The sequence below is a fragment of the Rhodococcus sp. 05-339-2 genome, assembly GCF_002258965.1.
Lineage (GTDB): Bacteria > Actinomycetota > Actinomycetes > Mycobacteriales > Mycobacteriaceae > Rhodococcoides.
The window spans coordinates 82,162-95,593 of record NZ_NOYW01000006.1 but is presented as its reverse complement, the minus strand read 5'-3'; the positions used below and the strand labels follow the sequence as shown (position 1 = coordinate 95,593).

The following is a 13,432-nucleotide window of genomic DNA, read 5'->3' as shown; positions in this document are numbered from 1 at the left end:
CGACGGACGTCGGACCCGAGGGCACACTGGATGAAGTGTTCGCCTCCCTCGCCCCCGCTCGCCGTCGTCTCGCGTTTTTCGTACTCGCTCTCGTGCTGGTCGGAATTCTCGCGGCCGTGGCGGCCTTCGTCGCATCACGCTCCACGAGCGACGCCGTCGCGAGCGTCGACCAGTCCGCTCCCGGCCCGGTGCTGCTGGTCCCCGGGTTCGGCGGGTCCACCGATGCATTGGATGTGCTTGCGGCGGAACTACGAGAGAACGGCCGCGACGCGACCGTCGTGGCCCTGCCCGACGGCGGCGTCGGCGACCTGACCGTGCAGGCGCAGACCCTGCGCGACGCCGTCGACGCAGCCCTTACTCGCACGGAAGCGACGTCGGTCGACGTCGTCGGATATTCCGCCGGTGGGGTGGTGGCCCGGATTTGGGCTTCCGATCTGGGCGGCGTCGAGCAGGCTCGACGCATCGTGACCCTCGGCTCCCCACATCACGGCACCCAGGTGGCCGCTCTGGCGTCCCAGGTCCTGCCCGACCAATGCCCGACGGCCTGTCAGCAGCTCGTCCCCGACAGTCCCGTGCTCACCGCCCTGAACTCCGGCGACGAGACGCCGGAGGGGCCCCAGTGGGTGTCGGTGTGGACCGAACTGGACCAGGTGGTGACCCCGCCGTCCTCGGCCCGACTCGACGGAGCGATCGACATCCCCGTGCAGAGCGTGTGTGCGGACTCCACCGTCGATCACGGGAACCTGCCCCGCGATCCTCTCGTCGGCGCAATCGTGTCCGCCCAGTTGGACGGCGATTCCACCACCCAGCTCGGCGCAGCCGATTGCAGCCGTCTCAGCTCGTGATGTCCTTGGTCGTGAAGTTCGCCCACGCCGCACCCAGAAGCACGACGACGTAGACGCCCTGCAACCCGACGCCGCGCACCAGGTCCCGTGTGGGCACCGGGTCGCGGAAGAGGTCTACGAAAGCCAACCAGTATCGCGTCGGGAGGTACGGCGCGATGGCATCGGCGGCGTCCAGCGTCAGCAGCAGCGAACTGGCGATGAGGAACGCCAGTGCGCCGAGCGTCGCGGCGAGCGGGGAGTCGGTCAGGGTCGAGAGGAACAGGCCCATGGCCGCCACTCCGAGCATCGAGAGCGTCACATAGAGCACGGCGATGACGGTCCGCACGGCGACCTGTTGATCGGTCAGCACCGTGCCGGACACGCTGGCGACGCCACCAACGGTCGAGACGTCGAACAGCGTCGTGCCGACGAAGTACGCGACAGCAGCCACGATGACCACCGCCAGCAGCACGAAGGCGGCCACCGAGATCAGCTTCGCCACCAGTAGCTTGGTGCGTCCCACCGGGCGCGCGAGCAGGTAGCGCAGGGTGCCGGCCTGGGCCTCCCCGGCAACGGCATCGCCTGCGATGACCGATACAGCGACAGGAAGAAACAACGGAAGCACGATGGCGAGCGCGGCGAGCGGGAAGAGCTGACCGTTGGTGAGCACCGCCGACAGGAAGGCGGGGCCTTCGCCGGGCCGCGGACCGACGTCGGTGAGGGCCAACAGACCCGCGACGACGGTGGGCAGCAGATTGAGCAGGAGAATGACGACCCACGTGCGGGGTCGGCTCAGCATTGCGCGCAGCTCGACGCCGATCATGCGGTCACCTCCATCTCGGTGGAGCGGACGGGACCGTCGACGCGGTCGGCACTGGCACCGGTGACGGCCAGCACGGACTGCTCCAGACTCATCTGCTGCGGGCTCAGCTCGCTCACCCGGACGCCGCCTTCGACGAGCAGCCGATTGAGCAGGGCCGAGTCCGGGTGTTCGATCACGAGCTGCTGCCCTTCACGGTGGAACACGGTGGCGTTCTGGATTCCGGAGAGCACGGTGACGGCCTCGGCCGGGTCCGGGGTGGTCACGAGCACCCGACCGGTCGGCTGCTGGAACGCGGAGAGCTGATCCTGCAGAACGAGGCGACCTCGATCGAGCACTCCCACGCGGTCGCACAACTGCTCCACCTCGGCCAGCAGGTGGCTCGAGAGAAACACGGTGGTGCCCTTCGCATGCAGGCCCAGGAGCAACTCCCGAATCTCGAGGATTCCCTGTGGGTCGAGACCGTTGGTCGGCTCGTCGAGGATCAGCAGCTCGGGGGTGCGCATGAGCGCCGCGGCCAAGCCGAGGCGCTGCCGCATGCCGAGCGAGTACTGCTTGACCGGTCTGCGTCCCACGCCGGCGAGGCCCACCTGCTCGAGGGCTTCGCCGACGCGGGCGTTTCTCGTGCGCCGTGACCCGCCCGGCCCGGCCGCGTCGAGCAGCGTGAGATTCCGGCGTCCGGAGAGGTTGGGGTAGGCGGCCGGGTTCTCGATCAGCGCCCCCACCCGTGGCAGCACGCTTCTGCGTCGCCGCGGCATCTCCTCGCCGAGCACCTGCATCTGCCCGGAAGTCGCCAGGACCAGCCCGAGCAGCATCCGCACGGTCGTCGTCTTGCCGGAGCCGTTGGCACCGACGAAGCCGTAGATGTCGCCGGCGCGCACGTCGAGGTCGACGCCGTCGACTGCCCGCACCGATCCGTAGCTCTTGGTCAGGCCGGTCGTGCGGATCATGTGGCTGCTCCTTCGAGCTGCTGGGCGGCGGTGGCCAGGGTTTCTGCGGTGACGGTGCCGGAGAGCAGATAGCGACGCCGGTCGGCGGTGGGCTCGGTGATCAGGACGTTGAGCGGGCCGATCGTCAGAGCGACGCTCCTGCCGCTGACGACCGCGCCCGGCGCGGCCCGCAGCTGATCGAGGAGCCCGCGCGCGGCGCGACGCGGTAGCGGAGCGGCGATCAGCTCCGTCACGCCTCGGCCGTAGATTCCCACCGCACCCTGGACTCCGCGGTCCCTCAGATCGAGTCCCGACAGAGTCGAAGGGAGACGAGCAGAGTCGATCCCGTCGGCGAACGAGGCGATGTCGAGACCGTCCTGCTGCTGCACATCGGTACCCGGCGGCGGGACGAAACGGACGGTGTCGGCGTCGGGGGTCGCGGAGGAGAAGTCGAGGAACGCGGTGCTGACGATGGGGCGAGCGACCCCGTCGCCCAGCACGTCGACCTGTAGTGGAAGCCCGCTGTCGGGGTCGGCCCACACGTCGACCTCGGTGATCGTGCTCTGCGGTTCACTCGGGATCAGCCGCAGGCCGGGGGCGTCGCGGCCGGCAATCCGACGAGTCGGCAGCCGAGTGACCTCGTCGGCGGTCGCCTCGCTGAGCAACCGCTGCCCGAGCTCCGGGGGTAGCAGATCGGCTTGGCGAGGCAGGCGCAGACTCGGCTCGGGGACGGGGGTCACCACGGCCGTGTTCTGTTCGTAGTCCCAGCTCCACAGCCGAGCCGGGCTCCGGTAGAGACCGCGCTCTCCGGCGAGGCGCACGGTGTCGACGCGCCAGCTGTCCGGGGCGCGATACCAAGCGCGCAAGGTCGTGGTGTCGCCCAGCAGGTCCGGAAGTCCGCCGAGTCCGTCGGTGACCGGCAGGGTGACACCGCCGACCGCCTGGGCATAGCCCGAATACGGGGTCGCGGTGGAGGACTGGACGCGGGAGAGCACTTCGGCCGCATCGATGTCCGACGCGTCGACAGGCCAGCGCTCGATCACCGAGGGCGTGGCGACGAGCACGGCGATGCCGAGTACCACCGCCAGCCACCGCCACTTTTTGTGCACTCCATCGACCGTACGGACGTACCCGTTGTGCTGCAGGTGAGCGATACAAAGCCTGCCTCAGTGGACGAGCACGAACTCCGCGAGACCGTAACTCACGCCGTTGATCTGGAGCTCGATCGAGTGCGGGCCTGGGTAGTACTTCCGTGTGGTCAACGTCTTGAACGAGTGTTGCCGCGCAACGTCGACGCTCTCGTCGGGGGCGATCGTTTTCGTCGTCAACTTGAACGTCTTCCCCGTCACCCCACCGTTGGCTTTGGTGTGGTGGACGATGTAGTCGATCGCGACCTTGGCCGGTTCGGTGCCGACGTTGCGGATCGAAGCATCGAAGCGCACGCTCTCACCGATCCGTAGCTCGGCGACATCGAGGGTGGGGCCTGTCACCTCCAAGTCGGCCGGAGCGAACCCCAGCAGGGCAAGCGCATCGGCATTTCCGTTCTTGATCACCGTCCGAAGCGCATGTCGCACGAGCCGGTCGGTGTGCGCGTCCGGGTCGTCGAGCCACCGGGCCGCGGTCCGGACGACCAAGTCCGGGACGTCCCGGCTGAAGTCGTTGAGGTGGTTGGCTACCGACCGCCGAACGTAGTCGCTGTCGTCCCGATAGAGCCTGTCCAGAATCGGTACCGTCACGCCGGGCCGCGCAAGAATCTCGGAAACCCGCACCGACCACGGCAGGTAGGGCCGGGTGCCTTCCGATGCCAAACGACGCACGTGCTCGTCCGATGACCGCGTCCATTCGAGCGCTGTTCCGAGAGCCCGATCCAGATCGGCTCGTAGGAACGTGCGGATGGCGAACTCCGAGCTGAGTCGGCCGGTGAGTTCGGCCAGCAGCGACATTCCGTCGTCGAACGCGGCGGATGTCTGTTCGTCGACGGCCTTCATGGCCATGGCGCTCGTGACCGGCCAGATCGACCAGCCCTGAAAATCTGGATCCTCCGCAGCCTGTCTGATGGTGCGAGCGAACTCCGCGTAATCGCCGGGCAATCCCACGAGAAGGGCATCGCGCAGTAGATCGGCGCGCGCCCGAAGCGCGAGCGGTCCCAACTGATCGACCGATCCTGTCAGCAGCGACAGATCAGCACTCTGTGCGGCGTTGCGAATGGTCCGAAGCAGCGTGCGAGCCGCGTCCGGGCCGATGAGTTCGTCGGCGAAGGGCATGAGAGCTTCTTACCCGAGATCCATGAGCCGCGAAATTCTTGGAGCTGAATTGGACAGGATCTGAGCTGCGGCTATCGGGAAGGTTTGACCGTCCCCGAGCGTTGACCGGAGGTAATGGACAACGTTCTCTCTGCCCCTACTCGACTGTGGACGCCCTCGCGTGTCCTGGTCACCCGGTCTGCGTCCGAGCTTCCCCATACCGCGGAGATCATCCGTCGATGCGAAGCAGCCGGAGTGACCGAGATCGATGTGTTGCCGGGGGACCGTTTGACCGGCCTGCGCGGTGAGTCCGAGCGGGAGACCTATGCGCGTGCCAAGACGACGATGGCGGTGGTGGTGGCACCACCGAGTGTGCTGAAGCCACAACCGATTCCGCCGAGTGCAGATTGGCGTATCGATCTGGCGAAGGGGTGCCCGGCGCACTGTCAGTACTGCTATCTGGCGGGCTCGTTGTCCGGGCCGCCGATCACCAGGGTGTTCGCCAACATCGACGACGTCCTGGCCGGTATCGGCACCCATTCCGGCCGCGGCACCATCACTTCGGGGACCGAGGAGCGCGGACACGAGGGCACCACGTTCGAACTCTCCTGCTACACCGACCCTTTGGGGATCGAGCACGTGACGGGATCCCTCGCCGAGGCCGTGCGCAGGGTGGGTGCAGGCGCCTACGGCGACGATGTGTCGCTGCGTTTGACCACCAAGTTCGACGACGTCACCGAGTTGGTGACGCTCGATCATGGGCGACGAACCCGAGTTCGACTGTCGGTCAACGCCGATGACATCGCCCATCGATTCGAGGGTGGAACCGCGAGGATGCCTGCTCGGATCGAGGCGCTGAGACAGTTGGCTCTCGCTGGGTATCGAGTGGGACTGACCATCGCTCCGATCATGCCGATTCCGCAGTGGCGCGAACAATACGGCCGATTGCTCTCGAACGTCGCCGACGCGGTGCGCGGCATCCCTGATCTCGACCTCACCGCCGAGATCATCACTCATCGATTCACGCCGTCCAGCAAGGACGTGCTGTTGAGTTGGTACCCGGGGACGAAGCTCGAGATGGACGAAAGTGCCCGCACGGCAAAGAGAAACAAGTTCGGCGGTGTGAAGTACGTCTACCCTAAGGACACGATGACCGAGATGCGTACGTGGTTCGTCGAAGAACTCGAGTCCGTGCTCCCCGACGCGCAGCTTCTCTACTGGACGTGAAGAAGCCCGGCTTCCACCTGCGTGCGGTGGAGGCCGGGCTGCGAAAGAGGAAGAATTACTTCATCTTTCCGAACGTGGCGTCGATGTCTGCCATCTCCATCTCGGCGGTCTGCTGAATCAGCTCCATGAGGTCGGTGTCCAGTCCGGGCGCGAACTCCTCCAGCCGTTCCGGTGAGATTTCCATCGGAGCGCCGGCGGGAGCCTGCTCGCTCGCATCGAGATTCGTGCCGTCCTTCGAAGGGGACATGCCCTGGAAGATGCGGCCGGCCTCGGATGCGCCGGTCAGGTCGAAGCTGTACTGCTTGCTCTGCAAACCGAGTTCGACCAACTTCTGGACCTCGGGGAACTTCTCGGCGTTGGTCTTGGGGATCGGTAGTGTCTTCTTCCAGTCGACACCCAGAGTCTCCAGTGCTTTCGCGTAGCCGTTCTCGTGAGCCTGGTCGCGCACGATCAGGTACGAAATGGTCGAGCGCGCAGCCTTGTTGGCGGTCATCTCGTACATGCGGCACTTCTGCAGGCGGCCGGTCGACTCGAGCATGAGGTTGTACATCAGGTCGAGGACCAGGTTGCCGGAGTTGTAGACGTAGCTACCGCTCCACGGGTTGCCGACGGAATCGACCGGCAGTGCGCCCTGTGCGCCGACGAGGTAATGGTGGATATTTCCCTGTGACAGTGCAAGATTCAGCGGAGTAGCTCCGCCGGCACCGGGAGTGTCGAGAGGATCGCTCACCTTGCCCTGGTACTCCGGCGAGCCGTCGAGCAGGCGTGAGATGGTGGTGCCGATCAACTCGACGTGGCTGATCTCCTCGGTGCCGATGCCCTGGATGAGGTCGCGATACGGCTTGGCTGCGGCACCGCGAAAGTTCATGGCCTGAAACAGGTACTGCATCATCGTGCGCATCTCGCCGAACTGTCCTCCGAGGCCCTCCTGGAGGGCGTTCGCGGCGGCGGGATCGGGCTCGTCGGTGGCGATATCGTGAATGAGTGATTGAACGTGCAGGTACATAAGAACCTCCGAATCGCGACCAGCAGAGTTGCTGCGCTCAACCAGTGGGTGCCCCGTATGTCTGCACTCGAACCCTGGGCCCCCCTCTGTATGGCCCCCGAGCAGGCGATCTATCCCCTGCCGAGTGCCCGGTGATTAATCGGGCTCGTAGAGGTCAGTACCCATGATCCCATCGGACTTCAGGAGTGACATGGCAATTCTGACGTACAACATGCACGTTTCTCTCGACGGCTTCATCGAGAATTCGGCAGGCAATCTCGACTTCTCCATGCCCGACGAGGAGTCTCATCGATTCTCGAACCGGCAGACGGAGGCCACTGCTGCTTTTCTCTTCGGGCGTCGACTGTACGAGGCCATGGAGGACTACTGGACGGATCCGCTACGGGCGGAGGGTGACGACGTCGAGGCGGAGTTCGCGCGACTGTATGTGGACACCCCGCGGATCGTCTTCTCCGACACTCTCGATTCGGTGGCCGACGGGTGCCGGTTGGTGCGCAGTGCCGACGCTGTCGCCGAGGTCAAGCGGCTGAAACGCGAGACCGAGGGGACATTGGCCGTGGGCGGTGCCGCATTGGCGGAGTCGCTGGTCGACGAGATCGATCAGTTCGAGGTCATCCTTCTGCCGACCATCCTGGGCGGTGGCAAACCGTACTTTCCGGTCGGTCACCATCTCGACCTGACACTCGCGGAGCAGAAGGTGTTCGCCGAGTCGGGGTGGCTGTATCTGCGTTACAGCGTGTCTCGCTGACATCTCGCAGGTACGGGCCGGATTGAGATACCCTCGCGGCACGACACCGGCGGGTGGTTCGTCCGCTTTGGTCGGTCCGGCCCACACCCAGCAGTTCAGACCCCGCGGAGGTCATCGATGCCGCACATGCCGCACTCCCACTCCGACGCGGACCCGGACGCGACCGACAGAGAGGCCGTCGTATGAGCGGTTGGCTCTGGGTCGTGATCCTGAACGCGATCACTGCGTCGGCGTATCTCGGGATCGTGCTGTTCATCGTTCGTGGGCTGCGTCGCACCGCCCAGCTTCGGAAGAATCGATTGGCGCTGGCAACCGCCGCCATCTTCACCACCTGCGCGGCTCACCATGTGTTGCATGCGGTTCACCTGCTCGCGGGGGCCGGGCACAGCGAACATGCAGGCGGCGGAACGATCGCGATCATGCGGGAGTCCATGGGCGGCGATCTGGATGTCGCAGTGACCCTGTCGACCGCGTTGGCGGGTGTTGTGTATCTCGGAATGCGCCGCTCCTACGGTCCACTGCTTCGCTCGCCGGCGATGTTCGACGATGCCAGTGAGGCTCGGTACCGTCAGCTCGCCGCGAATTTGCCCCACACGACGGTGTTCATCGTCGACCGTGACCTTCGATTCGTCCTGGTCGAAGGTGCCGATCTGGTCGCGGAGGGCTACGACCCGCGCCGGATGGAAGGGAAGTTGCTCGAGGACACGGTGCCAACGGAGGTCTTCGCGCACGTCGCTCCGTACTACCGGGCAGCTGTCGCAGGGGAGGAATCCTCCTTCGATTCCGTCAGCGCCGGGACCGGAAGAGTCTTCCAGGTTCGAGCCCGGCCGCTGCGCGACGAGGCCGATGCCATCGTCGGTGCCATGGTGCTGTCGGAGGACGTGACGGCCGAGCGTGAGGCGCGGGCGGAGCTGGATCGTGCGCGAGCATTCCGGGACGCCGTGTTGACCGCGTCGCCGGATATCGCGACGGTCGTCGACGTCGACACCGGGCACCTGACGTGGGCGTCGCGCAGCCTCCGCTCGTTGATCGGTACCGCGACCGCCGGTAATCCGGAGGGGCGGCCCGACGGAGATTCGACAGTCGACGGTGCCGAGGATTCGTCCGACATCGAGGTGCTTGTGGAGGACCTCGACATCGTTGCGGCGGCCGACCGGGCCGCTGCATCGTTGGCAGACGGGGAAAGCCTCACGACTCAGTACCGAGTGCGTGGCCTCGGCGGTGAGACCCGGTGGTTGTCGCGTCGAACCACGCCCTTTCGACGGGGGCCGTCGGGTGAGGTGCTGCAGGTGCTTTCGGTCCTCCGAGAGGTGACCGACGTCGTCGAGGCCGAGCGTGCTCTCGAACGTGCGGCGCTGCAGGATCCGTTGACGGGACTGCCCAATCGCATGCTGCTCTTGGACCGGATCGGCTCTGCGATCGATCGGGGCGCGCGCACCGGTATCGCGGCGGTGGTGCTGTTCTGCGACCTGGACGGTTTCAAGAGCGTGAACGACAGCGGCGGACATGCTGCGGGCGACGCGGTGCTGGTCGAGGTGGCACGGCGTCTGCGCGCGATACTGAGAAGCGACGACTTCATCGCCAGGGTGGGCGGTGACGAATTCGTCCTGGTCCTCGACGCCCAGATGGACGACCCGGCCTCGGACGCGGACGGACTCGCAGGCAGCGTGGCCGCGCGGATCAAGGCCGCGCTGGCCTCGGCCATCGAGTTCGAGGGACGGCAGTACGAGGTGTCGGCGAGCATCGGAATGGTGCTGGCCCGCAGGGGGGCCACAGCTCAGGATGTGCTTCGGGACGCGGATTCCGCGATGTACCGGGCCAAGCAGAGCGGCAAGGATCGGATCGAATTGTTCGACGATTCGGAGGAAAAGGTCGCGTCCGACGAACAGGCGATCGCGGGCACCGCACAATGAACGAATGACTCCAGCAGACCCCGGCAACTGGTGGACACTGCCCTCTCATCGATCGTGGCTCGACACCGAGTCGTCTCGACTTCTCGATTTCGGAACCACACTCGACCACCCCGCCGGAGGCGCGGCGTGGCTGGACGATCGCGGTAACCCCGACCTCGACCATCCGGCGCATACGTACATCACCGCTCGGATGGCGCATGTGCACTTTCTCGGGTCCGTGCAGGGCCGACCGGGTTCCCGCAGGAGAGCCGATCGCGTCTTCGACGGACTGTCGACCACGTTGCGGGACAGCACGAACGGCGGCTGGTTCGAGTCCAGTGCCGACGCGGCCTCGCCCGATGCAGTGAAATCGGCGTACACACATGCCTTCGTGGTGCTCGCCGCGTCGGCTGCCGCCGCGGTGGGTCACGCACGTGGCCGGGAACTTCTCGACGAGGCACTCGATATCGTCGACTCTCGGTTCTGGGACGAACGGTACGGAATGTGTTCGGACACCTGGACTGTCGACTGGTCCGAGCTCGATCCGTATCGCGGCATCAACGCCAACATGCACATGGTCGAGGCGCTGCTGGCCGCCGCCGACGCCGGTGCGCCCGAGCTCTGGCGCGAACGCGCACTGCGTTTCTGCGACAACGTATGTCGATGGTCCGCGGCCAACGGGTGGCGCATCCCGGAGCACTTCACGGCAGAGTGGATCCCGCAGCTCGAGTACAACCGCGACGACGTAGCGAACCAGTTCAAGCCCTACGGAGCCACTGTCGGCCACGGATTCGAGTGGGCGCGACTCCTCGTGCAGGCAAGTCTCGTTGCGGGCGGGCGAGACTACGTCGACGCGGCCGAGTCCCTCTACGACCGCGCTGCGGTCGACGGCTGGCAACCCGGACCGACCCCCGGGTTCGTCTACACGACCGACTGGGCAGGGCAGCCGGTTGTCACCGGTCGTCTGCACTGGGTGTTGTGCGAGGCGATCGGAGCGGCGGCGACACTCGCGCGCCACACCGGAGAAGCCCGGTACGGCAACGACTATCGAACGTGGTGGGACGTTGCGGCCGACCACTTCGTCGACCGCGTCGACGGCTCCTGGCATCACGAACTCGACTCCCACAACGTTCCAGCGTCGACGGTGTGGAGCGGCAAACCCGATCTCTACCACGCCGTCCAAGCGACGTGGATCAGCCGATATGCGCCGAACACGAGTATGTTGGCAGCGCTGATCACCGGCTGATGTCGGTGAGCGCTACAGCTGAAAAACCTTCCGATGGGTCTGTATTGTTTCCTCGTGCCCGAAGGTAGAAGACACGACGCCATCATCGACGCATCCGTCATCGTCACGATCGTGGCCCTCGGGGTCGTCGCGGCCGGCCTGCTGCGATCGCCGGAGTCCGCCGTTGTCGAGGGCGGTTCCTCGGTCGACTCCGAGCCGGTTCTGTTCGAGCCGGTCGAATATCCGGTGGACATCCCGGGCTGCCCGGAGGTCGAGCCGCCCCCGTCCGATGAGGGTGATCTGGTCATGTCGTCGTCGATCGTGGAAAGCACCCCGTCGTACGACGATCCCGCCTATCCATGGCTCACTTCGGGCAAGGCGGGTGCAATGTCCGACGCCGTCCTCGCCGCGCTACCGGCCGATGTCACCATCGTGTTGGCTGCTCCTTCCCAATCCGTGACCTTTCAGCCGGTCGACGACCTCGGCGATGCAGCACCGGACGGCTTCGAGCCCAGCACCAGCGCACGGGGAGAGCTGGCTCGGGCCGACTCGTCCGCCTACGCGAGTATCGACGTCCGACCGTCCGACACCGGTGTCCCCGCCTGTGTTGCAGGCGTTCTCGATGCGCGAACCACCGAACCCGACGGCACCGTCATCGATACCAACGACAATTGGTACGAGTACGGCGGTAAGCGAACGTACTTCAGGACGGCCACCACCTATCACCCCGACGGAACTCAGGTGACCGCCAATCTCACCGGCACATCGGCCGAATTCCCGCTCGAGACATCCGAACTGGCCACCGTCGCGGCGCTGCCGGATCTGCGACTCACGGTTCCGGCTCCGGCCGGAGCCTCCGCTCCTCGACAGGACTGCTACGTCTCTCCGAGCGAGCTCATGTCGGGCGAAACCGGCACCGTGGCCGACATTCGGGCCGAGTCCGTCGAGGCGGCGAACGCAGCGTTGACGAACACGTGGGAGTCGCTGCCGGGTGCGCCACCATTGAGCCGACCGATCGGGTCCCTCGTTCCCGGTTCGTACGGTTCGGGAGTGTGCACCGATCTCGAGGTCGTCGGCACCGATATTGCACTGTCGATTTCCGTGTCCGGGGGAGCGGCACTTCCGGTGGCGTTGGACCCTTACGATCCCGAGTCCGCGTACGGACCTGTCATCGATTTCCGCACTCTGCCCGACGGTTCGGTGGTCGAGCGCTACGACGTCGATATCGTGAACAGTCCCGTGTCCGAGGACGGAACCACGCAGCTCACTCGGTCGGTGACCGTGACCCGGCCGTCGGGAGTTCGGGTGTCGGTGCGATCGACGGTGGCTCTCGACCGCACCCAGTACGCACCACTGGTGTTGCCGGACCCGTTGCCCTTCGAGGTTCTCGATGCCGTGGCACTGGCGCCGATCGAGCAGTGGCCGTGACCATTTCGAGCCCGAACATCAGAGCCGGTGTCGCGGTGGCGGTTGCGGTCCTGTCCGTCGTCGCTGCGGTTCTCGTGATGACGATGCAGGACGTTCCTGCCGAACAGGCGTCGGACAGTCAGTCGATGACACCGACTTTCTCCGAGGAGACGACCACCACGCAGGCACCGTCCGGGCCCATCCTGGAACCGGGCTGGCAGATCGACGCCGAGACCGTCTACGGACGTGACTTCGCCGCATTTCGTTCTCCCGCAGCAGATCTGCAATACGACTCCAGTGTGACCGGAGTGATCGACGCCGGTGAAGTGCTCGTCACTGCCGTCGGCCTACCGAACCCGCGTTCGTACTCGGTGGATGCAATCGAGTTCGCCGCAATCGATGCCGACACCGGCGACGTCCGCTGGAAGGAGTCACCCGGCCCCGTCGACGAATGCGCGAGCGAGCCCGTGGGCAACGACGTCGTCTGTCTGGATTCGTATTCCGACGTGCCGTCGATCGTGAGGGTCGGCGTGGACGACGGGCAGGCGCGCAGAACGCCGATCCCCGAAGCCTGGTTTCCGTACGCCATCGAGAGTGACGGGACATCCGTCTTTCTGCTGGAGGGCAATCCCGAGGACGGCGAATCGGTGTTGCACGGGGGTTCCATCGATGCCCTCGACCGGATGTGGTCGCGCCCGATCACATCTTTCGCGGGGTGGGACGGTGTCGAGGGCCCGCTCGTTCACGTGTCCGACGGTCGTGGCCTCGTCACCCTCGGCGGCGAGGGAACGTTCTTCGATCCACGAACCGGTACGGCGGTCGAGGGTCTCGAATTGACCTCCGACGCAACCGTGGTCGACGAGGACGGTACCGAAGTGTGGCAACTGCGAGATCCGTACGCGCCCGAGACTGCCGTCGGCAACACCGTCTACGCGTTCGAGGAGAACGCACTCGTGGCCACCGCGAATTCGCGTGACGTGCGATGGCGGTGGCCACTTCCCGAAAGGTCCGACGGCTTCACGGAATCGGGTTCGATAATCGAGACCCGGTCGGGTGTGTTCTTCCTCGGAACCGGTTCGATGGTGCGTCTCGAATCGGTTCCATCATGACT

At 65.8% G+C, this 13,432-nt stretch carries 12 protein-coding genes; 7 read left to right on the top strand and 5 right to left on the bottom strand.

The features are described 5' to 3' along the window. The first annotated feature begins 35 nt into the window (after nt 1-35). The gene (locus CH273_RS05355) at nt 36-845 is read left to right on the top strand and encodes a lipase family alpha/beta hydrolase (protein ID WP_052049467.1); all 810 of its coding nucleotides are present in this window, start codon (nt 36-38) and stop codon (nt 843-845) included. Here the strand turns inward: CH273_RS05355 and CH273_RS05350 are convergent. Genes CH273_RS05350 through CH273_RS05335 form a run of 4 tightly spaced genes read right to left on the bottom strand, consistent with a single transcriptional unit; the run spans nt 835 to nt 4,837 of the window. After that, nucleotides 835-1,647 carry an ABC transporter permease gene (locus tag CH273_RS05350; RefSeq protein WP_032395233.1) on the bottom strand — a complete coding sequence of 271 codons (813 nt, stop codon included), beginning with the start codon at nt 1,645-1,647 and terminating at the stop codon, nt 835-837. The genes CH273_RS05355 and CH273_RS05350 overlap by 11 nt on opposite strands. Then, nucleotides 1,644-2,594 carry an ABC transporter ATP-binding protein gene (locus CH273_RS05345; protein WP_032395232.1) on the bottom strand — a complete coding sequence of 317 codons (951 nt, stop codon included), beginning with the start codon at nt 2,592-2,594 and terminating at the stop codon, nt 1,644-1,646. The genes CH273_RS05350 and CH273_RS05345 overlap by 4 nt, the downstream gene beginning before the upstream one ends. Next, entirely contained in the window at nt 2,591-3,682 is a 1,092-nt protein-coding gene (locus tag CH273_RS05340) for a LolA family protein (protein ID WP_143546177.1), read from the bottom strand. Before CH273_RS05340 ends, CH273_RS05345 begins: the two co-directional genes overlap by 4 nt. Nucleotides 3,683-3,739: 57 nt before the next feature. After that, complete coding sequence (locus CH273_RS05335) at nt 3,740-4,837, bottom strand: DNA alkylation repair protein (protein WP_032395230.1); 1,098 nt, start codon at nt 4,835-4,837, stop codon at nt 3,740-3,742. 114 nt (nt 4,838-4,951) lie between these two features. On the opposite strand from CH273_RS05335, the gene CH273_RS05330 reads away from it, so the two are divergent. Continuing rightward, entirely contained in the window at nt 4,952-6,043 is a 1,092-nt protein-coding gene (locus tag CH273_RS05330) for a spore photoproduct lyase family protein (RefSeq protein ID WP_032395229.1), read from the top strand. A gap of 55 nt (nt 6,044-6,098) precedes the next feature. Here CH273_RS05330 and CH273_RS05325 read toward each other — a convergent pair whose 3' ends face one another. Beyond that, nucleotides 6,099-7,049, bottom strand: a complete 951-nt coding sequence (locus CH273_RS05325) for a manganese catalase family protein (RefSeq protein WP_032395228.1) — start codon at nt 7,047-7,049, stop codon at nt 6,099-6,101. Nucleotides 7,050-7,239: 190 nt separating this feature from the next. Between CH273_RS05325 and CH273_RS05320 the strand changes: the two genes are divergently transcribed. The 5 genes from CH273_RS05320 to CH273_RS05300 all read left to right on the top strand — a co-directional run bounded on the left by CH273_RS05320 (nt 7,240) and on the right by CH273_RS05300 (nt 13,430). Beyond that, the gene (locus CH273_RS05320; protein ID WP_032395227.1) at nt 7,240-7,797 is read left to right on the top strand and encodes a dihydrofolate reductase family protein; all 558 of its coding nucleotides are present in this window, start codon (nt 7,240-7,242) and stop codon (nt 7,795-7,797) included. Between the two features lie 182 nt (nt 7,798-7,979). After that, nucleotides 7,980-9,710, top strand: coding sequence for a diguanylate cyclase domain-containing protein (locus CH273_RS05315; protein ID WP_032395226.1), 1,731 nt, complete (start codon nt 7,980-7,982; stop codon nt 9,708-9,710). Nucleotides 9,711-9,714: 4 nt separating this feature from the next. Further along, complete coding sequence (locus CH273_RS05310) at nt 9,715-10,935, top strand: AGE family epimerase/isomerase (protein ID WP_032395225.1); 1,221 nt, start codon at nt 9,715-9,717, stop codon at nt 10,933-10,935. Nucleotides 10,936-10,989: 54 nt separating this feature from the next. Next, complete coding sequence (locus tag CH273_RS05305; RefSeq protein ID WP_032395224.1) at nt 10,990-12,342, top strand: hypothetical protein; 1,353 nt, start codon at nt 10,990-10,992, stop codon at nt 12,340-12,342. Further along, nucleotides 12,339-13,430 carry a hypothetical protein gene (locus CH273_RS05300; RefSeq protein ID WP_230596752.1) on the top strand — a complete coding sequence of 364 codons (1,092 nt, stop codon included), beginning with the start codon at nt 12,339-12,341 and terminating at the stop codon, nt 13,428-13,430. The genes CH273_RS05305 and CH273_RS05300 overlap by 4 nt, the downstream gene beginning before the upstream one ends. Nucleotides 13,431-13,432: the final 2 nt, after the last annotated feature.